31 protein-coding genes are annotated in these 24,169 nt (G+C 37.2%); 9 read left to right on the top strand and 22 right to left on the bottom strand.

Annotated features, from left to right (window positions below; all coding sequences use genetic code 11):
* Nucleotides 1-44: 44 nt before the first annotated feature.
* The 5 genes from J3U63_RS10065 to gatA all read right to left on the bottom strand — a co-directional run bounded on the left by J3U63_RS10065 (nucleotide 45) and on the right by gatA (nucleotide 4,190).
* Nucleotides 45-818 (bottom strand): DeoR/GlpR family DNA-binding transcription regulator, encoded by a 774-nt coding sequence (locus J3U63_RS10065; RefSeq protein ID WP_267371411.1) that lies wholly within the window; start codon nucleotides 816-818, stop codon nucleotides 45-47.
* 92 nt (nucleotides 819-910) lie between these two features.
* A complete protein-coding gene (locus J3U63_RS10060) occupies nucleotides 911-1,954 on the bottom strand; it encodes an alcohol dehydrogenase catalytic domain-containing protein (RefSeq protein WP_267344406.1) in 1,044 nt (347 codons plus the stop codon).
* A 102-nt stretch (nucleotides 1,955-2,056) separates the two neighbouring features.
* The gene (locus tag J3U63_RS10055; RefSeq protein ID WP_267344405.1) at nucleotides 2,057-3,433 is read right to left on the bottom strand and encodes a PTS galactitol transporter subunit IIC; all 1,377 of its coding nucleotides are present in this window, start codon (nucleotides 3,431-3,433) and stop codon (nucleotides 2,057-2,059) included.
* 4 nt (nucleotides 3,434-3,437) lie between these two features.
* Entirely contained in the window at nucleotides 3,438-3,722 is a 285-nt protein-coding gene (gene gatB, locus J3U63_RS10050; protein ID WP_065634476.1) for a PTS galactitol transporter subunit IIB, read from the bottom strand.
* A 15-nt stretch (nucleotides 3,723-3,737) separates the two neighbouring features.
* Nucleotides 3,738-4,190, bottom strand: coding sequence for a PTS galactitol transporter subunit IIA (gene gatA / locus J3U63_RS10045; protein WP_267344404.1), 453 nt, complete (start codon nucleotides 4,188-4,190; stop codon nucleotides 3,738-3,740).
* Nucleotides 4,191-4,460: 270 nt separating this feature from the next.
* Between gatA and J3U63_RS10040 the strand changes: the two genes are divergently transcribed.
* Nucleotides 4,461-4,991 (top strand): gluconokinase, GntK/IdnK-type, encoded by a 531-nt coding sequence (locus J3U63_RS10040; protein WP_267344402.1) that lies wholly within the window; start codon nucleotides 4,461-4,463, stop codon nucleotides 4,989-4,991.
* Nucleotides 4,992-5,037: 46 nt separating this feature from the next.
* On the top strand, nucleotides 5,038-6,843 hold the full coding sequence (gene edd, locus J3U63_RS10035) for a phosphogluconate dehydratase (RefSeq protein WP_267333925.1): 1,806 nt from the start codon (nucleotides 5,038-5,040) through the stop codon (nucleotides 6,841-6,843).
* Between the two features lie 100 nt (nucleotides 6,844-6,943).
* On the opposite strand, the gene J3U63_RS10030 is transcribed toward edd, so the two are convergent.
* Nucleotides 6,944-8,665, bottom strand: a complete 1,722-nt coding sequence (locus J3U63_RS10030) for a thiamine pyrophosphate-dependent enzyme (RefSeq protein ID WP_065634472.1) — start codon at nucleotides 8,663-8,665, stop codon at nucleotides 6,944-6,946.
* A 311-nt stretch (nucleotides 8,666-8,976) separates the two neighbouring features.
* Between J3U63_RS10030 and J3U63_RS10025 the strand changes: the two genes are divergently transcribed.
* From J3U63_RS10025 to fmt, 3 genes are all read left to right on the top strand, one after another.
* Entirely contained in the window at nucleotides 8,977-10,794 is a 1,818-nt protein-coding gene (locus tag J3U63_RS10025; RefSeq protein WP_369126357.1) for an SLC13 family permease, read from the top strand.
* A 78-nt stretch (nucleotides 10,795-10,872) separates the two neighbouring features.
* Nucleotides 10,873-11,175 (top strand): hypothetical protein, encoded by a 303-nt coding sequence (locus tag J3U63_RS10020; RefSeq protein WP_065634471.1) that lies wholly within the window; start codon nucleotides 10,873-10,875, stop codon nucleotides 11,173-11,175.
* Between the two features lie 129 nt (nucleotides 11,176-11,304).
* A complete protein-coding gene (fmt, locus tag J3U63_RS10015) occupies nucleotides 11,305-12,264 on the top strand; it encodes a methionyl-tRNA formyltransferase (RefSeq protein ID WP_267371409.1) in 960 nt (319 codons plus the stop codon).
* A gap of 34 nt (nucleotides 12,265-12,298) precedes the next feature.
* Here fmt and tehB read toward each other — a convergent pair whose 3' ends face one another.
* Nucleotides 12,299-13,165: an SAM-dependent methyltransferase TehB gene (gene tehB, locus J3U63_RS10010; protein WP_267371407.1), complete on the bottom strand. Its 867-nt coding sequence runs from the start codon at nucleotides 13,163-13,165 to the stop codon at nucleotides 12,299-12,301.
* A 193-nt stretch (nucleotides 13,166-13,358) separates the two neighbouring features.
* Here tehB and fabI point away from each other — a divergent pair, with 193 nt between their 5' ends.
* The gene (gene fabI, locus J3U63_RS10005; RefSeq protein WP_267333928.1) at nucleotides 13,359-14,147 is read left to right on the top strand and encodes an enoyl-ACP reductase FabI; all 789 of its coding nucleotides are present in this window, start codon (nucleotides 13,359-13,361) and stop codon (nucleotides 14,145-14,147) included.
* Between the two features lie 118 nt (nucleotides 14,148-14,265).
* Here the strand turns inward: fabI and ppnP are convergent, their stop codons facing one another.
* Nucleotides 14,266-14,556 (bottom strand): pyrimidine/purine nucleoside phosphorylase, encoded by a 291-nt coding sequence (ppnP, locus tag J3U63_RS10000; protein ID WP_065634467.1) that lies wholly within the window; start codon nucleotides 14,554-14,556, stop codon nucleotides 14,266-14,268.
* Nucleotides 14,557-14,883: 327 nt separating this feature from the next.
* Between ppnP and slyD the strand changes: the two genes are divergently transcribed.
* The 3 genes from slyD to J3U63_RS09985 all read left to right on the top strand — a co-directional run bounded on the left by slyD (nucleotide 14,884) and on the right by J3U63_RS09985 (nucleotide 16,536).
* Entirely contained in the window at nucleotides 14,884-15,450 is a 567-nt protein-coding gene (gene slyD / locus J3U63_RS09995) for a peptidylprolyl isomerase (protein WP_267371404.1), read from the top strand.
* 159 nt (nucleotides 15,451-15,609) lie between these two features.
* Entirely contained in the window at nucleotides 15,610-16,278 is a 669-nt protein-coding gene (radC, locus tag J3U63_RS09990) for a RadC family protein (RefSeq protein WP_267344398.1), read from the top strand.
* A 54-nt stretch (nucleotides 16,279-16,332) separates the two neighbouring features.
* A complete protein-coding gene (locus tag J3U63_RS09985) occupies nucleotides 16,333-16,536 on the top strand; it encodes a SlyX family protein (protein WP_416379596.1) in 204 nt (67 codons plus the stop codon).
* A 340-nt stretch (nucleotides 16,537-16,876) separates the two neighbouring features.
* On the opposite strand, the gene rplQ is transcribed toward J3U63_RS09985, so the two are convergent.
* From rplQ to rpsN, 14 genes are all read right to left on the bottom strand, one after another.
* On the bottom strand, nucleotides 16,877-17,263 hold the full coding sequence (gene rplQ / locus J3U63_RS09980; protein ID WP_034884211.1) for a 50S ribosomal protein L17: 387 nt from the start codon (nucleotides 17,261-17,263) through the stop codon (nucleotides 16,877-16,879).
* A 29-nt stretch (nucleotides 17,264-17,292) separates the two neighbouring features.
* Nucleotides 17,293-18,282 (bottom strand): DNA-directed RNA polymerase subunit alpha, encoded by a 990-nt coding sequence (locus tag J3U63_RS09975; RefSeq protein ID WP_065634463.1) that lies wholly within the window; start codon nucleotides 18,280-18,282, stop codon nucleotides 17,293-17,295.
* Nucleotides 18,283-18,307: 25 nt separating this feature from the next.
* Nucleotides 18,308-18,928 carry a 30S ribosomal protein S4 gene (gene rpsD, locus J3U63_RS09970; protein ID WP_065558591.1) on the bottom strand — a complete coding sequence of 207 codons (621 nt, stop codon included), beginning with the start codon at nucleotides 18,926-18,928 and terminating at the stop codon, nucleotides 18,308-18,310.
* 46 nt (nucleotides 18,929-18,974) lie between these two features.
* Nucleotides 18,975-19,364, bottom strand: a complete 390-nt coding sequence (gene rpsK / locus J3U63_RS09965; RefSeq protein ID WP_034948028.1) for a 30S ribosomal protein S11 — start codon at nucleotides 19,362-19,364, stop codon at nucleotides 18,975-18,977.
* Between the two features lie 15 nt (nucleotides 19,365-19,379).
* A complete protein-coding gene (rpsM, locus tag J3U63_RS09960; protein ID WP_025314404.1) occupies nucleotides 19,380-19,736 on the bottom strand; it encodes a 30S ribosomal protein S13 in 357 nt (118 codons plus the stop codon).
* A 169-nt stretch (nucleotides 19,737-19,905) separates the two neighbouring features.
* Nucleotides 19,906-20,019, bottom strand: coding sequence for a 50S ribosomal protein L36 (gene rpmJ, locus J3U63_RS09955; RefSeq protein ID WP_034884218.1), 114 nt, complete (start codon nucleotides 20,017-20,019; stop codon nucleotides 19,906-19,908).
* 26 nt (nucleotides 20,020-20,045) lie between these two features.
* Entirely contained in the window at nucleotides 20,046-21,386 is a 1,341-nt protein-coding gene (secY, locus tag J3U63_RS09950) for a preprotein translocase subunit SecY (protein ID WP_267371402.1), read from the bottom strand.
* A gap of 8 nt (nucleotides 21,387-21,394) precedes the next feature.
* A complete protein-coding gene (gene rplO / locus J3U63_RS09945) occupies nucleotides 21,395-21,829 on the bottom strand; it encodes a 50S ribosomal protein L15 (protein ID WP_065634461.1) in 435 nt (144 codons plus the stop codon).
* Nucleotides 21,830-21,834: 5 nt separating this feature from the next.
* The gene (rpmD, locus tag J3U63_RS09940; RefSeq protein WP_025314400.1) at nucleotides 21,835-22,014 is read right to left on the bottom strand and encodes a 50S ribosomal protein L30; all 180 of its coding nucleotides are present in this window, start codon (nucleotides 22,012-22,014) and stop codon (nucleotides 21,835-21,837) included.
* A gap of 6 nt (nucleotides 22,015-22,020) precedes the next feature.
* Nucleotides 22,021-22,521: a 30S ribosomal protein S5 gene (gene rpsE, locus J3U63_RS09935; RefSeq protein WP_025314399.1), complete on the bottom strand. Its 501-nt coding sequence runs from the start codon at nucleotides 22,519-22,521 to the stop codon at nucleotides 22,021-22,023.
* Nucleotides 22,522-22,535: 14 nt separating this feature from the next.
* On the bottom strand, nucleotides 22,536-22,889 hold the full coding sequence (gene rplR, locus J3U63_RS09930) for a 50S ribosomal protein L18 (RefSeq protein ID WP_025314398.1): 354 nt from the start codon (nucleotides 22,887-22,889) through the stop codon (nucleotides 22,536-22,538).
* Between the two features lie 9 nt (nucleotides 22,890-22,898).
* Nucleotides 22,899-23,432, bottom strand: coding sequence for a 50S ribosomal protein L6 (rplF, locus tag J3U63_RS09925; RefSeq protein ID WP_267333932.1), 534 nt, complete (start codon nucleotides 23,430-23,432; stop codon nucleotides 22,899-22,901).
* An 11-nt stretch (nucleotides 23,433-23,443) separates the two neighbouring features.
* Complete coding sequence (gene rpsH / locus J3U63_RS09920; RefSeq protein ID WP_034884228.1) at nucleotides 23,444-23,836, bottom strand: 30S ribosomal protein S8; 393 nt, start codon at nucleotides 23,834-23,836, stop codon at nucleotides 23,444-23,446.
* 17 nt (nucleotides 23,837-23,853) lie between these two features.
* Nucleotides 23,854-24,159: a 30S ribosomal protein S14 gene (rpsN, locus tag J3U63_RS09915; protein WP_065634459.1), complete on the bottom strand. Its 306-nt coding sequence runs from the start codon at nucleotides 24,157-24,159 to the stop codon at nucleotides 23,854-23,856.
* Between the last annotated feature and the right edge of the window lie 10 nt (nucleotides 24,160-24,169).

Raw genomic sequence — 24,169 nt, 5'->3', positions numbered from 1 at the left:
TTTTTATAAACGACATTCCATCGAAATCCCATCATCCTTGTATTTTATACAGCTATAAAACCAACACCTTTTGCTTCAAATTCTTGTTTACATCGACTATTAACATCAACATCTGTAATAATTACATCAAGCTGGCTCATAGGTAACACAACATTGATACCATTACGCCCAAACTTTGATGAATCTAAAACCGCAATCACATGTTTTGCAGCTTTAGCCATAACGCTACTTATAGTATAACCTTCATTAAACGTTGTTATTCCTCTTTCAGCATCAATCCCGTCTGCGCCAACAAACAAAATATCTGCTGAAATGCCGGCTAATGATTGCTCAGCAATTTTTCCATGAAAAGAACGTGTTTTGTGTCTGAGCGTACCTCCACACATAAACAACATGATGTCACTATTGTCTGATAAGATAAATGCTGACGTCAGACTATTGGTAATCACTGTAATATGTTTTAGTTTTACCAGCTCTTCAGCTATTAGCATAGTTGTACTACCGCTATCTAAAATAATTGTATCACCTTCTTTAACATATTTAACTGCTTCAATTGCAATACGTTTTTTTGCTTCTATAAATCGCTGATAGCGCTCTTCTAATTGCAACTCTTTAAACGATTTCATTTCTCCATTATCAACGATTTTAGTTGCGCCACCATGAAAACGTATTAATACGCCTTGTTTTTCTAGCAATCTGAGATCGGTTCGAATCGTGACTTCTGAAACATCATATTGCTGAGATAAATCACTCACCAATAAAGTACCTTTCATATTAATAAGCGCTAATATCTGTTGTCGTCTTTCACTTGCATTCATATTATTTCCTTTTTCGAAAATTTTTCAGCAGTGTATAACAAACAAAATCAAAAGATAAGCGCTCTTTTTCATGGTGGAATTAATTTAAAATTCTAACGGCAATTCAATAAAATTTTGCCATTCATGGGTTGTCCATTCAAACTACTCACTTCATGAACAAAAGCGTCAAAATCACCAATCACAGCAATGAGATCATCAAGCTTAATTTTGCCGTCTACAAAAAATTGGCTCACCAGTTGCCACTCTTTACCAGGCCAAGGATCGGAATAGTTCATCCAACTACCTAAGATTGCAAGCTCCTTCCTTAAAATCAAACCAAATGTTTTTTCTGGCAAGGTAAGATCATTATGCAGTGTGCCAATCAAACAGACCTTGGCCCTAGGACCGGCAATCTCGATAGCTAATTTAACCGTAATAGGCGATCCTGCAGTTTCTAAAACAATTTGCTCAAAACGGCATGATGACAAAGCTTGATGAATATCTTGAGCGGTTAAATCTTTAGAATTATAGACAGCATCAGCGCCTAATTTTTGAGCTAGTTTTAAACGCTCATCATTGATATCAACAACCGTAATCGATTTAGCCCCCATCGCTTTGGCACATAACAGGGTAAGTAACCCTATTGTGCCACCACCAACAATCACTAAATTTTTATCTTGGCATCCTTTAGCCAATAATAGTGCATGCATACCCACTGTCATTGGCTCAAAAAAAGCGCCTTCCAATGCATTTACTCCTTCGGGTAATTTAAATGCGTTTTTTTGATCTAATACTATATATTGAGCAAATCCACCTGCCATTCTTGATCCGACAAAGGTATAGTTTTTACACAGTGAATAATAGTGTTTTTGGCATTCATCACATTTAAAACAAGGCAATAAAGGCACACAAGAGATCAAATCACCAATTGCAAAGCCTGTGACTGCCTCGCCTTTTTCAACCACGGTACCACTAAACTCATGACCCAGTGTAATTGGATAAAAATGTGCAGCATGATGAAAGATTCTTGGGATATCAGAACCACATAAACCACAATAAGCCACTTTTACTAAAATTTGATTTTGCGAGGTTATTTTAGGTACTTCAACATGTTGTACAGCTAAAGTTCCGCCTTCATTGACAATAACCGTTTTCATTTTCATTTCCTTACGTTAGTCATCACATTTTGTTAATGTATTGCTTTGACTTATTACGCATAGTCAAAGCCAGTTAATTTTTTTTAAAGTGCAACTTCGAATTTATTGATTTATCTGGTCTTTTGCTATTATTTGCTGTTGCAATAATTTATGTTTTTGTGCTCGTTTCCAGGTTAAATACAGGCAGAACAAATAAAAGATACCAATAACTGCAAAACCAATAGGTTGATTTAAATTAACTAACTGAACCATGATATAGGTAATAGGCGAACCACCTTGATCCATCGCACCAACCGAGATGCCATTACCAGCAGTAATAGTACCGGCATTGACGGCAAGCTGAGTGGTTAGTGGCACCATTTGAGTTGCAATCCAAAGCGTAATAGCAATAATGATTGAACCGGAAATAATAATCCTAAACAGATTGCCTTGATGAATCGCCACACCCATTGCGATAAAAAAGCCGATAGTTGCTAAGTCACCAAAAGGAAGAACTTCATTACCGGGCAGCACAATGGCAATAAAAATACTTAACGGGATAAAAATTAAGCTGGCAGATACGACTGTTGAGTGACCGAGTAATAAGGCAGGATCTAAACCAATTAAAAAGTCTTGCCCGCCAAATTTTGACTGTAAATGTTTACGTGCTTGTTTAGAAATGGGGGTTAATCCATCCATGATGGGTTTAATCACTCTTGGCATTAATAACATGACTGCCGCGGTTTGAATCGCAAGTTGCAAGGTCTGTTTAACCCCATAACCGGCTAATACGCCTAATAAAATCCCCATAAATAGACCAACTGTGACTGGCTCGCCAAATGCGCCAAACCGTTTTTGCATATCTACCGCATTGAAATTAATCTTTCTAATGCCAGGTATTTTTTCAATCACCGCATCGACAAATACCGCTATCGGTCCACAATAGGCCGAAGTACCATGTGGCACGGCAATGCCGTCAAGTTCAAAAAAATCTTTGGTATCTTTAGCAAACCAATCCCCCAATTTATAAGCAATAATTGCATGTACAACCACGCCAGCAATACCTAGCCAGTAAGAGCCGGTTGCAATATAAACCAGCGCCCCGCTGAAAGTCATATGCCAAATGTTCCAAATATCAACATTCACCACACGCGTCAATTTTAAAATTAACATAACTATATTGACGACAATGGCGATAGGAATGGCAACTAAGGCAATTTGTGAGGCCCAAGTCATTGGCGCTGCACCTGGCCATCCAACATCAACAATACTAAGACTAATATCAAACCGTTCCGCCATTGCTTGCGCCGCAGGTCCGACCGAACTAGTTAATAAACCAACAACCAATCCAATACCGACAAAACCAATACCTATATGGATTCCAGCTTTTAATGAATCACCCAGTTTCATTCTTAACGCTAACGAAAATAGGATAATGACAATAGGTAACATTACTGATGGACCTAGATCCAAAATGTACTGCATAATTTCAGTAAACATAGATTTATCCTTTTAAAATAGATAAGATTTTTTGTTTAAGTTGATCGATACCTACACCAGACACAAAAGGCATGCCATGTACAATAGGAATATCACCAAACTGTTGATCCATCTTTGCTGTAGTACAAATTAAGTCGACATCATCAATAAACGTGTTTATTTCGTTTATACGACATTGAATAAGATCAAGTTGAATATTATTTTCATTGCATAGTTCTTTTATTTCTTCCGCGGCTAATGTCGAAGTTGCAACAGCACCACCACAGGCAACAATAATCTTTTTTTTCATAAAAACTCCTGTAACTCATTGATGAAATATTACATTTTCAAAATGCGTCGTAATTTGTTCTTGCGATGCATTTAGAAGAAACTGATAAAATTCTTCATGTTGCAAATTAGTAAATAAGGCTTTTAAAAGCGCTAATTGATCTGCAGGCGAGGTAACAACTAACGAAATAATTAGCGAGACATCAACTAAACTATCATCATCAGCCCGATTGAAAGCAACCGGTGAACCTGTTCGCAAAATAAAAATAGCAGGGGTATTGGCATGTTCAGCTTCACAGTGAGGAATCGCAACAGCATAATTATCAAATGCAATGCCGGTTGGAAAGGCATTTTCTCTTGCGATAAGTGCTTGCAAATGACTTTTTTTAACAATTGTTTTTTGCTGCAATTGCTGACTGATATAGGTTAATGCTTCTAATTGATTTTTAAAAACAAGGTTGTCTTCGAAAAGAAGCCGGCATTTTTTCATAATTAATCTCCATACTTGATTTATGTTATTTCGAAAACAAAAGCTATATTCGAAAGATTATTTTCTTTCGAATATAAAAGCAAACAGCAATAATAAGTTTTGTGATCGAAATCTATTTTTTTCAAATAAAGAGAAATAAATCATCTCCATCTAATTGAGATAGCAAAAGATAAAATCTGATCACGATCACAAAAAAATGTTTTATCTATTGCAAAAAAAGATTAATGTGACAAAATGTTACCCGTAACAAATGAATAATAAGGATAAACAATGACTAAAAAAAATAAACAAGTTTTTGTTTTTATGGGAGTATCTGGTTGTGGAAAATCAGCAGTCGCAAAGCAAGTGGCTTATGACTTTGATGCTGCTTTTCTTGATGGTGATTTTTTACACTCTAAAGCAAATATCATAAAAATGCGTAATGGTATCCCATTAAATGATGAAGATCGTATGCCTTGGCTCCATTTAATCAGTAATGCAGCATTTGCAATGAGTAATGTTAATAATATTTCGATCATAATTTGTTCATCGTTAAAAAAACGCTATCGAGATATTATTCGGGGTGAAAATGAAAATGTTCACTTTATATACTTAAAAGGCAGCTTTGATGTTATTGCTGAACGGTTAGCAAAACGTGAAGGGCATTATCAAAAAGCCAATATGTTGCAATCACAATTTGATACCTTAGAAGAGCCGACGCCTGATGAAAAAGAGGTTTATACCATCAATATCGAACAGCCATTAGCAGGGGTTATCAACGATACTGAAAACGTCATCCGTTCAATTTGCCACTGCTTTTAACATATAAAAATTAAAAGAATATAACAATAAAAATTAAGAGGTTAATGTGAATCCAACAGTTCAAGCAGTTACACAGCGTATTATAGCGCGCTCAAAAGCTTCGCGTGAAGCTTATTTACAGAAAATAGAACATGCCATGTCTAACAGAGTCAATCGAGCCAATCTGCCTTGCAGTAATTTAGCACATGGTTTTGCCGCTTGTTGTATTGATGATAAAAATGACTTAAAAAATATATTAAAAAGTAATATTGGCATTATTAGTGCTTATAACGATATGTTATCAGCACATAAACCTTATGAGTTTTATCCAGAACAGATACGAAAAGTGCTGCATAAACTAGGTGCTGTTGGCCAAATGGCTGGCGGTGTACCGGCCATGTGTGATGGCGTTACGCAAGGTGAGCCGGGGATGGAACTTTCGTTAATGAGTCGAGATATCATTGCTATGTCAGTTGCTATTGGTTTGTCACACAATATGTTTGATGGCGCTTTATATCTTGGTATATGTGATAAAATTGTACCAGGATTATTTATCGGCGCGCTCACTTTTGGGCACTTACCTGCTATTTTTATACCAGCCGGCCCAATGCCTTCAGGTTTGCCAAATAAAGAAAAAGTTCGTATACGCCAGCTCTATTCAGAAGGAAAAGCTTCTCGCGAAGATTTATTAGAATCTGAATCAGCGTCATACCATACCAGTGGAACGTGTACTTTTTATGGCACCGCAAATAGTAATCAAATGGTCATTGAACTTATGGGATTACATTTACCCGGAGCCGCATTTGTCCATCCAGAAACAGCATTACGTTTTGAGTTAACTAATGCAGCCGCGCAGCAAATTACCCGCCTCACAAATCAATCAGGTAATTATATGCCTGTTGGTAAAATGGTTGATGAAAAAGTAATTGTAAATGGTCTAGTTGCATTACTCGCGACAGGTGGCTCAACCAATCTAACAATGCATATTGTTGCTATGGCTAAGGCTGCTGGGATTATCGTTAATTGGGATGATATTTCGGATCTTTCAACAGTTGTTCCACTCTTATGTCGAATTTATCCAAATGGCCCAGCTGATATTAATTATTTTCAAGCTGCCGGAGGAACATCACTACTTGTCAGAGAATTGCTTGAAGGTGGTCTATTACACGAAGATGTTGAAACTGTTGTTGGGCGAGGTCTTAGCCACTATACCAAAGAGCCTATTTTAGAAAATGGTAAATTAATTTTCCGCGAAGGTCCAAACAAATCACTCGACGAAAATGTTATCGCATCAATTAAAAAGCCATTTGATTCACATGGCGGCTTAAAAGTCATGTCTGGCAATTTAGGGCGAGCTATTATGAAAACCTCAGCTATCGCTAAAGAGCATCAAATAATTGAAGCACCAGCAGTAATATTTAATAGTCAATATGATTTAGATGCAGATTATAAAGCAGGTAAGTTAGATAAAGATTGTGTTGTTGTTGTGCGTTATCAAGGACCAAAAGCAATTGGTATGCCTGAATTACATAAACTGATTACACCACTCGGTGTTTTACAAGATCGTGGGTACAAAGTTGCGTTATTAACGGATGGTCGATTATCTGGTGCATCAGGCAAAGTACCAGCAGCAATTCATGTGACGCCAGAAGCTTACGAAGGGGGATTGTTAAGTAAAGTGCAAGAGGGTGATATTATTCGAGTTAATGGTCAAACGGGTGAAATCACTTTACTTGTAGATGAAGCTGAACTCGCTAAGCGTCAACCTTATGCGTTTGATTTACATGATTCTCATTATGGCTATGGCCGTGAGCTTTTTTCGGTTATTCGGGAAAATTTAACTTCAGCAGAACAAGGGGCGGTGAGCTTTTAATTCGATTTTCTGCCGCATGTTGCGGCAGAAATCTTAATATATCATGTAATTAGCCTTTATCTTAAACTTCATGATACATCATTAGGCGACTTAGCATGAATTATTTTTTAATGAAATTATCCACTAACAAATCAACTACATCTCCCATTTTGCCGTGCAATGAGGCTTTTACACTATAAAGTGCCATGCCCATCACTTGTGACGCTTGGATTTCAGGTGGCATAACAAGCTCATTTGAGCTGGTTTTCACATCCAACAATGCAGGGCCTGGGTGTGATAAAAATGATTGCATTGCTGCTTCAAGCAGATCAGAGTCTTCTACACTTATTGCAAACAATCCCATAGATTCAGCAACTTTAGCAAAATTAGGGTTTTGTAGGTCGGTATAATGATCAACCAATCCTTCTACTTTCTGCTCTAATTCAACAAAATTAAGTGAACCATTGTTAAGTACGATAATTTTTATTGGTAATTTTTCTTGGATGGTGGTTAATAAATCCCCCATCAACATACTAATACCACCGTCACCAGATAAAGTTATGACTTGGCGATTAGGAAATGCCTTTTGTACACCTAACGCTTGAGGCATCGCATTTGCCATTGTGCCATGTTTTAAACTAATTACGGTGCGTCTTTTACCATTAGTATTAAAATGTCTACATGCCCAAACCATAGCAGATCCAACATCAGCACAAAGAACCGCATCATCTGTTGCATATTTATCCACTAATTCAGTTAAATATTGAGGATGAATGGTTGCTTTTGAAGGCATTGATTTTTTATTTAATTTATTCATTGACTTGGTGTATAGCTCACGACATTTCACTAAGAAAGCTGTCTCTTGCTTTTCGTTAATTAATGGCAATAAAGCTGTAATTGTTGGTTTAGTACTACCAACAACGCCCACACTCACAGGATGACGTCGTCCAAGATGCGTAGCATCAATGTCAACTTGGATAATGATTGCTTTATTTGGGTAAAATTGTGACCAAGCAAAATCAGCACCTAACATCAGTAGTACGTCACAATCTTTGATTGCGGTCGAACCTGATTCAACCCCAAACATACCAGTCATACCCACATTATATGGGTTATCATATTCAACAAAATCTTTGGCTCTTGATGTATGCACAATTGGCGCTTTTAGTTTTTCTGCAAGACCAATTAATTCATCATGAGCCTCATGAGCGCCTTGTCCGGCAAAGATTGCTATCTTATGATTTTTATTTAATATATCGGCAATTTGATTAAGTTCTTCGTTAGAAGGATGAATAATTGGTTTAGGATGGTAAATTTTATGACCACTATTATCTTCTACTTTTTCTAAACTAATATTATAAGGAATGACTAAAACAGCAACGCCTCGTTGATTAATCGCAGCTTGAACTGCCGCTGTGGTTATTTGTCTTGCTTGTGTTGGATCATTTATTTCCTGACAAAATACCGAACAATTTTTATAAACAGATGGAAAATCAACTTCTTGTGGAAAATCAGTTCCTCTTTGTGAAGTAACCAATTGGCTTGCTAATAAAATAACCGGCACTTTATTACGTTGCGCTTCGTAAATACCATTAATAAAGTGTAAGCTTCCTGGTCCACATGAACCTGCACATGCAGTTATTTGATCAGTTAGATAAGCTTCAGCGCCTGCAGCAAAAGCCCCCACTTCCTCATGACGAACGTGCACCCACTCAATATCACTTTTTTTAATGGCAGATGTAATTTGGTTTAATGTATCGCCCACAATCCCATAACAATGTTTAACTCCGGCTTCACCTAAAACATCGACTATAATTTGTGCTACTGATTTTTTTGATGACATAGTTTCTCCTAAAAACTTTTATTGTTTTATTCCACTTTTAGATGCATAAATTACACCTACTTTGCCATAATGCGAATAGGTTATAAAAAAAACAGCAGAAAATGTTAAAAATGTAATAATAAAGTGGTCAATTTTAAGATAACTTGATTGGATAATATTCCCTATTACAATAAATCAATGTATTATGTTTAACATAGTATTTACTTCATAGAGTTGCTTTTGTGAAACAATTGTCATCTGAGCATGGGTTAATATCATCAATTTCTGCTCTGTTACCTGATTATTTATCCCAATATTTTCCATTATTAATTATTTGTATATTGTTATTGATCGCAATTTTACTATTTTCGTTTAGTAAATTGAGAATGGACATAATAGCGATACTGACAATTACCGCTATTACCATTACAGGTATATTAACACCATCTGAAGCATTAGCCGGATTTAGCGATCCCAATATCGTTCTTATTGCATTATTATTTATCATTGGTGAAAGCCTAGTTAGAACCGGTATATCGTTTAAAATGAGTGAATATATCCTAAAAATAGCGGGTAAGAACGATATTCGTATCATCATTTATATTATGCTGGGCTCTGCTCTACTCGGTTCAATAATGAGTTCTACTGGCGTAGTTGCGATTTTTATTCCGGTTGCTATCAGTATTGCCAATCATACGGGTATTCATGTCAAAAAATTGATGATGCCACTTTGTATTGCCGCTCTTATTAGCGGTATGATGACTTTAGTTGCAACTGCACCAAATTTAGTCGTAAATAGTGAACTTAGCCATTTTAAATTAACTGAGTTTGGTTTTTTCTCAATTACGCCAATAGGTTTAGGCGTATTGTTTGTTGGTCTTATTTACTGTGTATTAACTCGTAACTGGTTGCTTACCGCAGATCAGCTTGCGCCAACAACAATTCAACCGCAAAGACGACGAATTACGGATTTGATTCGTGACTATAAATTAATTGGTCGAGCACATCGTGCGCAAATTTTAGCGGGTTCACCTTTTGTTGGTCGAACCATCGATGGCCTACACTTGCGTAGTGAACATGGCGTAAATGTTATTGGTATTGAACGTTGGCGTAAATTCCAAAAGGTTCTTATTCCCGTCAATGGTTCAACGGAATTTAGAGAAAACGATATATTACTGCTTGATATGTCACACTCCGAAGCTGACTATCGTACTTTTCTAAATACCAATAATCTTGAACCTAAGGTATTGCGTGGTGAATATTTTTCAGAACAAGTTAAAGAGGTCGGTATGGCTGAAGTTGCCTTATTACCGGAATCAAGCTTATGTGGTAAAACACTTAATGAAATCGATTTTCGTAGTAAATATTTTTTGACCGTAATCGGTATTTGGCGCAATCATGCTCCTGTTGAAACTAATAACTTATTCCAAGAACGATTAGAAATGAGTGATACCCTGTTAGTCTGTGGAGATTGGGGATCAATTCAAAAACTACAAACCCGTACCAGTGATTTTGTAGTACTCGATTATCCTTCCGATATCGATGACATTGCTCCAGCAAGCTCACAAGCTTATGCTGCCTTAATTAATTTAGCTATCATGATTATATTAATGGTAACCGGTATTGTGCCAAATGTTGTTGCAGCACTTATTGCCTGTTTATTAATGGGCGCAACAAAATGCATTGATATGACTAATGCCTACAAGTCAATACACTGGCCAACATTAATTTTAATTATAGGGATGATGCCTTTTGCATTAGCACTAAATAAAACTGGTGGTATATCTCTCATTTCGGCTTGGCTTGAAGTCCATTTACGATCTTTTGGTCCATATATGGTACTTACCTTTGTTTTTTTATTATGTTCAATTGTCGGATTATTTATTTCTAATACAGCGACCGCCATATTAATCGCGCCAATTGCGATTGATTTAGCCTTAAAATTTGGTTATTCCCCTTATCCATTCGCTATGACTGTTGCCATCGCAACCTCTGCGTCGTTTATCACACCCGTTTCTTCGCCAGTTAAAACGATGGTAGTTGCGCCTGGGGGGTATAGTTTTAGTGATTTTGTTAAAGTTGGCGTACCATTAACCTTTTTAGTGATGGCGGTTGATATTGCTTTAGTGCCAATATTCTTCCCGTTTTAAAGCTTAACGGCTATAATGATTGATAACTGATAATATTAATACATACTTCACGAAATTAATGAATAGGAGAATTAAAAAATGATGAATTTTCTACAAACTATTTTAGCTCTAGCGGTTGCAGCCGCGATTATTATCGGTTTACTGACTTTTATCGGATTACTGGCTAAGTTTCAATGTTATAGAACTATAAAACAAGTTGAATCTGGCAAAATGAGTGATGCCACACTGATGCGCCGTTATAATATGACCAAAAAATATAAAGACAGTGTTTTTTGGACATTTTTTAATTATGGTATTTACTATAAATACGGTAAGAAATTAAATCAAAAAGTTTTTGAAGTTTTTAAAGAATGTATGATTAAACGAAATCTACCTTTATAAAATTTTTACTTATTCTCTATCTTGAAGCAAAGGCGCTAATTATCAATTAAGCGCCTTTCTGTTTAAAGATTCTCAAGAAAATTTCAGTTATAATGCCACTCATTATTTTCTGATTATGGATAAAGATACATGCCACAAAATATCAAGCCATTAAACATTATTTTTGCAGGTACCCCTGATTTTGCAGCCAAACACCTACAAGCTTTAATCGAAGCGAAACATAATGTGATAGCTGTTTTTACTCAGCCCGATCGTCCTGCTGGGCGTGGTAATAAGTTAACGGCAAGTCCGGTTAAACAATTAGCCATCGAAAATCATCTTCCGGTTTATCAACCAGCTACACTCAAAACTGAAGAAAATCAAAAAATCATTGCTGAGCTCAATGCCGACATTATGATTGTGGTGGCATATGGTCTTATTTTACCGCAAGCTGTGCTTAATATGCCTAAACTAGGTTGTTTAAATGTGCATGGTTCATTATTACCAAGATGGCGCGGCGCCGCCCCTATTCAACGCGCTTGTTGGGCGGGTGATACTTTAACCGGTATCACAATTATGCAAATGGATGCCGGGCTTGATACGGGTGATATGTTATATAAGCTCACCTGTCCAATTGAACCTTCTGATACCAGTGCAACGTTATATAACAAGCTGGCACAATTAGGTCCACAAGGGCTACTTGATACCTTAACGCTCATTTCTGAAGGAAAAATCCAACCCGAAAAACAAGATCCATCACAGGTTACTTACGCTGAAAAATTATCTAAACAAGAAGCTAAACTTGATTGGAACCTATCGGCACAGCAACTTGAACGTTGCATTCGCGCCTTTAATCCTTGGCCTGTGAGTTATTTTGACGTTAATGGCGAGCCAGTAAAGGTATGGCAAGCAGAAGTGATAAAAACATCCAACAATCAACCTGTTGGTACTATTTTACAAGCGGATAAAAAAGGGATATGTATTGCAACAAGTGATGGCGCATTAAATATGACACTTTTACAACCCGCAGGTAAAAAACCGATGTCAGCTCAAGATCTATTGAACTCTCGCAAAGCATGGTTTGAAGTAGGTAAGATACTGGGGAAATAGTTAAAAAGATATTACAGGATAAATTCCTGTAATATTATCGTTTTTTGGCTAACAGCGTCGCAAAGCGGAGCTTTATTCGGTTGCCATGGATATCCGTTTTATGCAGTTCGCCAACATCTTCATTGTATTTTAGGATGTCCCAATTTTGATAATAATTAAGTAACTCATTCTCTTTAAACGTAAACGAAAATCCTACAGTGCAAGGAAAATCATCAGTTGACATAGCGCAAACAATTAAATTATAACCACCCGTTTTAGTTATGTTTTGCATATTATGAATGATATCGGGAATTCTATCTGGTTGTAAAAACATCATTACAACAGTTGAAATAATTAAATCGTAGTTACCTTTTAAATTAGCCTGGTTAATATCATAAATAGATGCATTGATATGCGATAAATGATCGTTTGCAATAATTTCTTGTAAATTACTAATACTCATTTCTGACTTATCAACAGCATCAACATCAAAACCAAGTAGCTGTAGATAGAGTGAATTACGACCTGAACCACAACCTAAATCTAGCGCTTTTCCGACCTGAATGATTTGACAGACTTCCAACACGTCAGAATGGGTTTTAGTCATCTGATATTTTTTTTGGCTATAATCCTCAGGTTGACAATAAAAAGCCAACTGGCACTGCAAATCATCTGAAACTTGAGCTATTCGATGCCATTGCTGAGGCTCAATAAATGGAGGCTGATGCTCAACATCAAAAACATATTGAGAAACGATATCGCCTTGCTCGGTTAACATATCAAAATTGATATGACCTTTTATAATGTTTAATTTTGCCCAAGTACCTAGTTGTGTATTATGTTTTTCACGAAACAAATCGGGTAACGTTTTTGCATCCCAAACAGGAAACGTTTTGTAGCAAACTAAATCTTTATCTTTCATCACGAAGTACCAACAATGCTATCTAATAGTTGATTATTATAGTCAAGTATTAACCCAATAAACAACTTACTTTTTATAAATAAAATGATGTTTAAATCAGGAAAAATAAATTTATAGTAGCGAAGTTAACTATATCAACATATAATCATCAGCATTCTAAAATATAGAGTAATAAATATTAGAGGAACAATTTATGGGATTTTTAACAGGTAAACGCATACTGGTTACCGGCGTTGCAAGTAATCGTTCTATTGCTTACGGTATTGCAAAAGCGATGCACCGTGAAGGCGCAGAATTAGCTTTTACTTATCAAAGCGAAAAATTAAAAGGCCGTGTTGAAGAGTTTGCTGCTGATTTTAATTCTAAAATCGTTTTACCTTGTGATGTCGCGCATGATGAAAGCATCACAACATTATTTACAGAGCTAGCTAAAACTTGGGATAAATTCGATGGTTTTGTTCATGCAATCGCCTTCGCACCAGGTGATCAATTAGATGGTGATTATGTTAATGCGGTAACGCGTGAAGGTTTTGCCATTGCGCATGATATTAGCTCTTATAGCTTTGTTGCGATGGCTAAAGCTTGTCGTTCAATGCTAAATCCTAACTCAGCATTAGTCACGCTTTCTTATTTAGGCGCTGAACGTGCAATTCCTAATTATAATGTTATGGGTCTTGCTAAAGCATCTTTAGAAGCAAATGTACGTTATATGGCAAATGCAATGGGACCTGAAGGTATTCGTGTCAATGCAATTTCTGCTGGCCCTATTCGTACTTTAGCCGCATCAGGCATTAAAGACTTTAAAAAGATGTTATCACATTGTGAATCAGTAACGCCTATTCGTCGTACAGTAACGATTGAAGATGTCGGTAATTCAGCAGCATTCTTATGTTCAAATTTATCGTCAGGCATTACGGGTGAAGTCATCCATGTGGATGGTGGCTTTAGCATCGCGGCGATGAATGAGTTAGAACTTAAATAAGTTATCGATTCAGTTATAAAAACGCTAAAATACTCCCACCACCATTGGTGGGAGTATCGTTTTAGGCATTAATTAATGTTTAATTATCTTAAAGCCATAATAAATTAAAATAGCCTTATTAATTTGCTAAATAACGACAAAGATAAGCTGTCGCTTCAACAACCTGAACATCAAATTTGCTTTCACCAGCAACATGAAAAACTTGTCCTGCTTGGAAAACTTGCCAATCATCGGCTGTAGGTAGTAACACCTTAAGCGAACCCGTTATAACTGTCATTTCTTCAGGATTGATAGTACTAAAAATATATTCGCCCGGTAACATTACACCAACAGAAGCAGAACCAGCCGAAGCATTTTCAAAACTAATTGATTTAACTTTACCATCAAAATATTCATTAACATTTAACATTGTGATACCTACCCGTTATTTTCTATATCGTAAATTTAACTGATTGCAACCTTCTGATTTAAGTCTACAAATTCGAATCATCATTTCCTAATACACTATAATTTACTGTCATATACAGTTAAGGTAAATAAGATTTTTACAAGGCCATATAAAATAACCAATTTAGCAATAACGTAAATTTTGATAAATTAATTTTTTATAAAAACCTTATTTAGTTTCATCTTAAACATAGTGATTTGTAATAAACTTAAGAAAATAGCATACAGATGGAGTTTTTTCCGTTAAAATCTATGCCAATTTGTGCAATACAAGTTTGTTGGAGAAAATATGAAAATAGCAAAAAACACGGTGGTTAGTTTAGCTTATCACGTTAGAACAAAAGATGGGGTTTTAGTTGATGAAGCAACAGCGGCTGCACCACTTGAATATTTACAAGGTGCAGGAAACTTATTACAAGACCTTGAAAATGCCTTAGAAGGCCATCAAGTTGGTGATAAATTTGATGTTGAAATCATCAATGCCTATGGAGATTTTAACGATGCTTTAGTACAAAACGTTCCTCGTGATGTTTTTGTAGGCGTTGATGAATTAGAAGTTGGTATGCGTTTTTTTGCTGATACCGACCATGGCTCATTACCGGTTGAAATCACAGCTATTGATGGCGATACAGTGACTATTGATGGTAATCATATGTTAGCAGGACAAGATCTACAATTTAATGTTGAAGTATTAGCGGTTCGTGAAGCAACAGAAGAAGAGATAGCACATGGACACATTCACGGTGCACACGGGCACGACCATGGACATGGTGGTTGCGGTTGTGGTGGCCACGATGATGAAGATGAAGATACAGGTTGCTGTGGCGGTGGTCATGGTGGCTGTGGTTGTCATTAATTCACCGAACAAAATTCATTACAAAAGCGCCTGTCGGCGCTTTTTTTTCGTAAAGAATTCATGTATTTTGTGATTAATTTCCCAAAATTTTAAATTGGGCCTTTATACTTCCTTCTTTTTATCAATAATTTATTCTTATTTTGGAATAAATTACCAATTATGTCCTCACCCTCGCCAACATTAATGCCTCGTGAAAAACTCTTACGTTTTGGGGTTGAAACATTAAGTGATGCTGAATTGCTCGCCTTATTTTTACGTACAGGTACGCGAAATATACCTGTTTTAGAATTATCACAAAAATTATTAAATGAATTTGGTTCTTTTTATAATTTAATTAATGCAAGTCACAGTGATTTTTGTAAAAAACATGGTTTAGGTACCGCCAAATACACACAACTAAAGGCGGTTGTCGAACTTTCACATCGCTATCTTAAAGTGAAAATAATGAAAGAAAATTCCCTTACTTCACCTTCTTTAACTCATCATTATTTAGCAAGTCGATTAGCAAACAAAGATCGTGAAATTTTTATGGTGATTTTTTTAGATAACCAAAATCATGTAATTACTGCAGAAGAAATGTTTACTGGTACCTATAACTGTGTAGAAGTTCATCCACGCGAAATTGCTAGACAGGCATTACAGTATAATGCAGCTGCATTAATTCTAGCGCATAATCACCCTTCTGGTATTGCAGAGCCCAGTCAAGCCGATCGCGTCCTGACACAAAAGATTGAACAAGTTTGTGAATTAATTGATATTCGGATTCTTGATCATCTTGTGATAGGTAAAGGACAATATGTGTCATTTGCTGAACGAGGATGGATTTAATAACCATTTTTACTTACAATGTATCTTTACCTACACACTCTTATTAAAGATCTTATGAAACAACGATTAGAATTATTAGAAACCAAAGTAGCATTTCAAGATATGACCATTGAAGAACTCAATCAGATGGTCATGCACCTACAAGCTGATATTAGCAAATTAAAAGAACAATTAATGCTTTTATCACAAAAAATACAAGCAAATCAGTCATCTAATATTGCCAGCTTAGCAGAAGAAACACCACCCCCACATTATTAAACGACCTTGAAATTAACCTATTTTTATTTAAGAACAATTAAAATTAATCAACAAAACAGACAGTAAGCTTAATATATTTTAATTACGTGAAATTAATTGAAGTATTAAAACGACTTTAGTATAGCTAACAATATAACAACTGTATGTCAGATAAAATATCGAAAACTATAAACAATTTATTCCAATTATTTGTTTAGGAAACTTATCAAAGCAACCATTACGATAGTGGTTGTCTAAAATCATCAAGTTTGTTTATTAAAGATGAAGGTATAAAAGTTAAATTCAGCTCAATAAAAAACCGGCTTAATTGCCGGTTTTAGTTCTCAATGAGTTAAATTTTTTATTCAGCTGCTGCTTCTGCTTCTACTGCAGGGCGATCAACTAATTCAATATAAGCCATTGGTGCATTATCTCCATCGCGGAAACCACATTTTAAAATACGTACATAACCACCAGGACGGGTAGCAAAACGTGGACCTAAATCTGAAAATAATTTTTTCACTGTATCTTTATCACGGATACGAGCAAAAGCCAAACGGCGATTAGCTACGCTATCGCTTTTGGCTAGCGTAATTAACGGTTCAACAACACGACGCAACTCTTTTGCTTTAGGCAATGTAGTTTTGATGATTTCATGTTCAACAAGTGAACTAGTCATGTTACGAAACATTGCTTGACGATGGCTGCTATTTCGGTTCAGTTGACGACCACTTTTACGATGGCGCATAACTTTATCCTTCTTATATAAATTTTATCTTAGTCTTCAACAATACTTGCTGGTGGCCAGTTCTCAAGACGCATGCCTAAAGATAAACCACGAGAAGCGAGCACATCCTTAATTTCAGTAAGCGATTTCTTACCAAGATTAGGGGTTTTAAGTAGCTCAACTTCGGTACGTTGTACTAAATCACCAATATAATGAACTGCTTCTGCTTTTAAGCAATTAGCAGACCGAACAGTTAATTCGAGATCATCTACTGGACGTAGAAGAATCGGATCAAATTCCGGTTTATCTTCTTTAACTTCAGGTTGACGTACATCACGTAAATCAACGAAAGCTTCAAGTTGTTCAGCCAAAATAGTTGATGCACGACGAATAGATTCTTCTGGATCAATGGTACCATTGGTTTCCATATCGATAACCAGTTTATCTAAATCGGTACGTTGTTCCACACGAGCCGCATCGACAGAATATGCAATGCGCTCAACTGGGCTATAACAAGCATCAACTAATAGACGACCAATTGGTCGCTCTTCATCTTCTGACTTAACGCGAGCAGAAGCAGGGACATAACCACGTCCTCGTTGTACACGAATACGCATACTAATTGAAGCATTGGCATCAGTAAGATGACAAATTACTAAATCAGGATTAACAATTTCAACATCACCATCATGAGTGATATCCGATGCAGTAACTGCACCAATACCTGATTTATTTAAAGTCAGCATAACATCATCTTTAGTATGCACACGTACTGCTAATTTTTTCAAATTAAGCAGAATATCAAGTACATCTTCTTGAACGCCTTCTTTAGTACTATACTCATGCAGAACACCGTCAATTTCAACTTCGGTTACTGCATATCCCGGCATAGATGATAATAAAATGCGGCGTAGTGCATTACCTAAAGTATGTCCAAAACCACGCTCAAGTGGCTCTAAAGTCACTTTTGCATGAGTTGGGCTGTATTGAACAACATCAACTAGGTGAGGTTTTAAAAACTCTGTTACAGAACCCTGCATTATGTCCTCTCTTAAGTGCTAAACTTTACTTAGAGTAAAGTTCGACGATCAAATGTTCGTTGATGTCAGCAGATAAATCTGAACGTTCTGGTAAGCGTTTGAATACACCTTCCATTTTGCTAGCATCAACTTCTAACCATGTTGGTTTTTCACGTTGTTCAGCTAACTCTAAAGCGGCTTTAATACGTGCTTGTTTTTTTGATTTTTCACGAACACTAATCACATCTTCAGGCGAAACTTGATAAGACGCAATGTTCACAACGTGACCATTAACAAGAACAGCTTTATGACTAACTAACTGACGAGCTTCAGCACGAGTTGCACCAAATCCCATACGATAAACAACGTTATCTAAACGACGTTCTAAAAGACCAAGTAGGTTTTCACCAGTATTGCCTTTAATACGCGCAGCATTTTTATAGTAATTACGGAATTGACGTTCTAAAATTCCATAAATACGTCTAACTTTTTGTTTTTCACGTAACTGAACACCATAATCGGATAAACGCGGTTTACGCGCACCATGTTGTCCAGGCGCTTGTTCTAACTTACATTTACTGTCAACCGCTCGGACACCAGATTTAAGGAATAAATCAGTACCTTCACGACGACTTAATTTGAGCTTTGGTCCCAAATATCTTGCCATTTTATTTCTCCAATAATCCTATAAACATTCGATGTTTAATAAATAATTAAACACGACGTTTCTTTGGTGGACGACAACCGTTATGAGGGATCGGAGTAACATCAGTAATGTTAGTGATACGATAACCCGCAGCATTTAATGCACGAATTGTTGACTCACGACCAGGACCAGGTCCTTTTACCATAACTTCTAGATTCTTAATTCCGTAGTCTTTTACGGCTTCTGCACAACGCTCTGCGGCCACTTGAGCTGCGAACGGAGTTGACTTACGAGAGCCACGGAAACCAGAACCACCAGCGGTTGCCCAACCCAACGCATTACCTTGACGATCGGTAATAGTTACGATTGTATTGTTAAATGATGCATGAATATGAGCTACACCATCAGAAACTTGCTTTTTAACACGTTTACGTGTACGAACAGGTGTCTTTGCCATTTATTATCACCTCAATTATTTCTTGATTGGCTTACGCGGTCCCTTACGGGTACGAGCGTTAGTCTTAGTGCGTTGACCACGAACAGGAAGTCCACGACGGTGACGCATGCCACGATAACAACCAAGGTCTAATAAACGCTTGATACTCATAGTTACTTCACGACGTAAATCACCTTCAACAGTAAATTTAGCGACTTGTTCACGTAACTTTTCAATCTGATCTTCAGATAGTTCTCTGATCTTTACATGTTCAGGAATACCGGCTTCAGCACAAATTGTCTTAGCGCGAGTATTACCAATTCCATAAATTGCTTGTAACGCAATTACAGCATGTTGTTGATCAGGAATGTTAATGCCTGCTATACGGGCCACTATGCACTCCTTTATTGTTAATGTTAGTAAACTTACTATACTGAAAAGCCCGTTTTCAGGATACTCAAACAGCAAGTTTACAAATAAATTTAGGCTGGCTATTCTAGCCAGCTTTACTATACTTTGGCAAGTAAAATATGCAAAAGTTCAACTTTACAGTTAAATAAAATTAACCTTGACGTTGTTTATGCTTACCTTCAATGCAAATAACACGAACGATGCCATTGCGTTTGATGATTTTACAATTTCTGCATAATTTCTTGACTGAAGCACGAACTTTCATTTTTTTCTCCGTAACTTCTGGCTAACTTATCGGCCATAGCCTTTAAGGTTCGCTTTCTTTAACACTGACTCATAACGATTTGGCATCATTAAAGTCTGTACTTGTGCCATAAAATCCATGATTACAACAACCACAATTAATAAAGAGGTCCCACCAAATTGGACAGGAACTTTCATTGCACTTGTCATAAACATTGGTACCAAACATACAAAAGTAATGTAGATAGCGCCAATTAGCGTTAACCGTGTCATTACCTTGTCAATATACTTCGATGTTTGTTCACCTGGACGGATACCTGGAATAAATGCCCCAGATTTTTTTAACTGATCTGCTGTCTCTCTTGGGTTGAAAACCAATGCGGTATAGAAGAAACAGAAGAAAATAATCGCAGCTGCAAAAAAGATTATGTATAACGGTTGATCATGAGAAAAATATTGACCTATAAGAACAATAATGTATCTCCAACCTTCACCATCTCCTTGAAACCAAGAAGCCATCATAGATGGTAACATAACGATTGTTGAAGCAAATATAGCCGGAATTACACCTGCCATATTAATTTTCAATGGTAGATGTGTACTTTGTGCGGCATACACACGACGACCTTGCTGACGCTGCGCATAGTTGACGACAATACGTCGTTGACCACGTTCAACAAACACAACAAAATAAGTCACACCAACTACTAATGCGGCGACTACTAGTAATAAAATTGGGTGCAATGAACCAGAACGAGCTTGTTCAATTGTTTCATATATTGCATGGGGAAGACCTGCCACAATACCCGCAAAGATAATGATTGAAATACCATTACCTACACCGCGTTCCGTGATCTGTTCACCCAACCACATAAGAAACATAGTGCCAGTAACTAAGCTAACCGATGCAATAAAATAGAAAGAAAATCCTGGATTAATCACAACATGACCATAATCAGGAATATTCGGTAGACCAGTCGCAATACCAACTGCCTGTACAATCGCTAAAGCAAGAGTGCCATAACGAGTGTATTGGCTAATTTTCTTACGACCTGATTCACCTTCTTTCTTCAATTCTGCGAGTTTAGGGCTAATAGCTGTTAATAACTGTACGATAATCGATGCAGAAATATATGGCATTATCCCTAATGCGAAAATTGAAGCACGGCTTAAAGCACCACCAGAGAACATATTGAACATACCGACAATACCATTAGATGATGCTTGTGCTAGTAAGTCCGATAACGCTTTAGTATCAATACCAGGAACCGGAATATAAGAACCTAGACGAAAAACAATAAGCGCTAAAAGCACAAATATTAAACGTCTTTTAAGCTCACCACTACCGCCTCGAGTACTTTGAAAATCTAATCCTGGTTGCTTTGCCATCTTTCTAATTATTCCTCAATTTTTCCGCCAGCAGCTTCAATTGCAGCTTTAGCACCTTTCGTTACTCGAATACCACGAACGGTAACTGGTTTAGTTACTTCACCAGATAACATGATTTTAGCATATTCGATTTGTGAATTAATCACATTAGCAACTTTTAAGCTATTTAAGTCAACAACATCGCCTTCAACTTTCATTAAATCTGAAAGACGAACTTGTGCTGTTACCATAGCTTTACGTGAGGTAAAACCAAATTTTGGTAAACGACGATATAAAGGCATTTGACCACCTTCAAAGCCACGACGAACGCCGCCACCTGAACGAGATTTTTGACCTTTGATACCACGAGTACCCGTTTTACCTAATCCAGAACCGATTCCTCGACCTAGACGTTTTGGTGCATGCTTTGAACCTTCAGCAGGAGATAAAGTATTTAAACGCATTACTATTACTCCTCTACTTTAACCATGTAATAAACTTGGTTTACCATACCGCGAATCGCAGGTGTATCCTCGCGCTCAACAGTATGACCAATACGACGTAATCCTAAACCTACTAACGTTGCTTTATGCTTCGGTAGACGACCAATAGAACTACGAGTTTGTGTAATTTTAATTGTCTTTGCCATGGCTAATTACCCCAAAATTTCTTCGACGGTTTTACCACGCTTAGCAGCAACCATTTCAGGTGATTTCATGTTTTCTAAGCCATCAATTGTTGCACGAACCACGTTAATTGGGTTTGTAGAACCATATGCTTTAGCTAGAACGTTACGAACACCAGCAACTTCTAATACCGCACGCATCGCACCACCGGCGATAATACCAGTACCTTCTGATGCAGGTTGCATATAAACACGAGAACCTGTATGAGCACCTTTAACCGGATGCTGTAAAGTATCGTTGTTTAACGCAACATTAATCATATTACGACGTGCTTTTTCCATTGCTTTTTGGATTGCTGCTGGCACTTCACGTGCTTTACCATATCCAAAACCTACGCGGCCATTACCGTCACCAACAACAGTTAGTGCAGAAAAACTAAAAATACGACCACCTTTTACGGTTTTAGAAACTCGGTTAACTGCGATTAATTTTTCCTGCAGTTCACCAGCTTGTTTTTCGATGTTTGACATCTTTAACTCCTACCTTAGAACTGTAGGCCAGCTTCGCGAGCAGCATCTGCTAGCGCCTGAACTCGACCATGATATTGGAAACCTGAACGATCAAAAGAAACTTCTTTGATATCTTTCGCTAATGCACGCTCTGCGATTGCTTTACCAACTGCTGCTGCTGCATCTTTGTTTCCAGTGTATTTTAAACTTTCACTGATAGCTTTTTCTAATGTAGAAGCGGCTGCCAGTACTTCTGATCCGTTTGGTGCGATAATCTGCGCATAAATATGACGCGGAGTACGGTGAACTACTAAGCGAGTTGCAAGTAGTTCATGCATCTTACGACGCGCTTTAGTTGCACGACGGATACGAGCTGATTTCTTATCCATAGTGTTACCTTACTTTTTCTTAGCTTCTTTAGTACGCACAACTTCATCTGCGTAACGAACACCTTTACCTTTATAAGGTTCAGGACGACGATAAGCACGGATATCTGCTGCTACTTGTCCAATTAACTGTTTATCAGCACTTTTTAGTACGATTTCAGTTTGAGAAGGACATTCAGCTGTTACACCTTTAGGTAATTGATGTTCAATTGGATGTGAATATCCAAGAGATAGACCAATTGCATTACCTTTAACTTGTGCACGATAACCGACACCAACTAGCTGAAGTTTTTTAGTAAAACCTTCAGTAACACCAATAACCATTGAGTTAATCAATGCGCGCGCTGTACCTGCTTGAGCCCAAGCATTCGCAAAGCCGTCACGAGGGGCAAATTTAATTTGACCTTCTTCTTGATTAATAACAACAGCATTATTAATTGTACGAGATAACTCGCCATTTTTACCTTTAATCGTAATTACCTGACCATTGAGTTTTACCTCTACGCCAGCAGGAACAACGACAGGTGCTTTTGCAACACGAGACATTTTTTTCTCCCTTACGCTACGTAGCAGATAATTTCACCACCAAGACCTGCTTGGCGTGCTGCTCGATCAGTCATAACACCTTTAGAAGTAGAAATAACTGCGATACCTAATCCTGCCATTACTTTTGGCAATTCGTCTTTACGTTTATAAATACGTAGACCTGGACGGCTAACACGTTTAATACTTTCTACAACAGCCTTACCTTGGAAATATTTTAAAGTGATTTCCAATTCTGGTTTAGTGTCACCAACTACTTTATAGTCCCCGATATAACCTTCTTCTTTTAGCACATTGGCAATTGCCACTTTTAGCTTAGAGGAAGGCATGGTGACTGCAACTTTATTCGCAGCTTGACCGTTACGAATGCGGGTCAACATATCTGCTATAGGATCTTGCATGCTCATCTATAACACTCCCCTGATTACCAACTTGCCTTTTTAAGACCTGGAATCTCACCACGCATGGCTGACTCACGGACCTTAATACGGCTTAAACCAAACTTACGAAGGACGCCATGAGGACGACCGGTTTGACGACAACGACGACGTTGACGTGATGGACTAGAATCACGAGGAAGCGTTTGCAATTTAAGCACTGCATTCCAACGATCTTCATCTGATGCATTAAGATCAGAGATAATCGCTTTTAATTCTTGACGCTTCGCAAAATATCTTTCTGCTAGCTTTACGCGTTTCTTATCGCGTTCAATCATTGATTGTTTAGCCATTATGCCCTAC

The organism is Gilliamella sp. B2838, from assembly GCF_026536185.1.
Lineage (GTDB): Bacteria > Pseudomonadota > Gammaproteobacteria > Enterobacterales > Orbaceae > Gilliamella.
The sequence above is the reverse complement of the archived record's forward strand: the minus strand, read 5'-3'. Positions and strand labels throughout refer to the sequence as shown.

Coding starts and splice junctions, on each gene's coding strand:
- J3U63_RS10065 (WP_267371411.1), bottom strand. CDS start 818: ATGAATGCAAGTGAAAGACGACAACAGATATTAGCGCTTATTAATATG.
- J3U63_RS10060 (WP_267344406.1), bottom strand. CDS start 1,954: ATGAAAACGGTTATTGTCAATGAAGGCGGAACTTTAGCTGTACAACAT.
- J3U63_RS10055 (WP_267344405.1), bottom strand. CDS start 3,433: ATGTTTACTGAAATTATGCAGTACATTTTGGATCTAGGTCCATCAGTA.
- gatB (WP_065634476.1), bottom strand. CDS start 3,722: ATGAAAAAAAAGATTATTGTTGCCTGTGGTGGTGCTGTTGCAACTTCG.
- gatA (WP_267344404.1), bottom strand. CDS start 4,190: ATGAAAAAATGCCGGCTTCTTTTCGAAGACAACCTTGTTTTTAAAAAT.
- J3U63_RS10040 (WP_267344402.1), top strand. CDS start 4,461: ATGACTAAAAAAAATAAACAAGTTTTTGTTTTTATGGGAGTATCTGGT.
- J3U63_RS10030 (WP_065634472.1), bottom strand. CDS start 8,665: ATGTCATCAAAAAAATCAGTAGCACAAATTATAGTCGATGTTTTAGGT.
- J3U63_RS10020 (WP_065634471.1), top strand. CDS start 10,873: ATGATGAATTTTCTACAAACTATTTTAGCTCTAGCGGTTGCAGCCGCG.
- fmt (WP_267371409.1), top strand. CDS start 11,305: ATGCCACAAAATATCAAGCCATTAAACATTATTTTTGCAGGTACCCCT.
- tehB (WP_267371407.1), bottom strand. CDS start 13,165: ATGAAAGATAAAGATTTAGTTTGCTACAAAACGTTTCCTGTTTGGGAT.
- fabI (WP_267333928.1), top strand. CDS start 13,359: ATGGGATTTTTAACAGGTAAACGCATACTGGTTACCGGCGTTGCAAGT.
- ppnP (WP_065634467.1), bottom strand. CDS start 14,556: ATGTTAAATGTTAATGAATATTTTGATGGTAAAGTTAAATCAATTAGT.
- slyD (WP_267371404.1), top strand. CDS start 14,884: ATGAAAATAGCAAAAAACACGGTGGTTAGTTTAGCTTATCACGTTAGA.
- radC (WP_267344398.1), top strand. CDS start 15,610: ATGTCCTCACCCTCGCCAACATTAATGCCTCGTGAAAAACTCTTACGT.
- J3U63_RS09985 (WP_416379596.1), top strand. CDS start 16,333: ATGAAACAACGATTAGAATTATTAGAAACCAAAGTAGCATTTCAAGAT.
- rplQ (WP_034884211.1), bottom strand. CDS start 17,263: ATGCGCCATCGTAAAAGTGGTCGTCAACTGAACCGAAATAGCAGCCAT.
- J3U63_RS09975 (WP_065634463.1), bottom strand. CDS start 18,282: ATGCAGGGTTCTGTAACAGAGTTTTTAAAACCTCACCTAGTTGATGTT.
- rpsD (WP_065558591.1), bottom strand. CDS start 18,928: ATGGCAAGATATTTGGGACCAAAGCTCAAATTAAGTCGTCGTGAAGGT.
- rpsK (WP_034948028.1), bottom strand. CDS start 19,364: ATGGCAAAGACACCTGTTCGTACACGTAAACGTGTTAAAAAGCAAGTT.
- rpmJ (WP_034884218.1), bottom strand. CDS start 20,019: ATGAAAGTTCGTGCTTCAGTCAAGAAATTATGCAGAAATTGTAAAATC.
- secY (WP_267371402.1), bottom strand. CDS start 21,386: ATGGCAAAGCAACCAGGATTAGATTTTCAAAGTACTCGAGGCGGTAGT.
- rplO (WP_065634461.1), bottom strand. CDS start 21,829: ATGCGTTTAAATACTTTATCTCCTGCTGAAGGTTCAAAGCATGCACCA.
- rpmD (WP_025314400.1), bottom strand. CDS start 22,014: ATGGCAAAGACAATTAAAATTACACAAACTCGTAGTTCTATTGGTCGT.
- rpsE (WP_025314399.1), bottom strand. CDS start 22,521: ATGTCAAACATCGAAAAACAAGCTGGTGAACTGCAGGAAAAATTAATC.
- rplR (WP_025314398.1), bottom strand. CDS start 22,889: ATGGATAAGAAATCAGCTCGTATCCGTCGTGCAACTAAAGCGCGTCGT.
- rplF (WP_267333932.1), bottom strand. CDS start 23,432: ATGTCTCGTGTTGCAAAAGCACCTGTCGTTGTTCCTGCTGGCGTAGAG.
- rpsH (WP_034884228.1), bottom strand. CDS start 23,836: ATGAGCATGCAAGATCCTATAGCAGATATGTTGACCCGCATTCGTAAC.
- rpsN (WP_065634459.1), bottom strand. CDS start 24,159: ATGGCTAAACAATCAATGATTGAACGCGATAAGAAACGCGTAAAGCTA.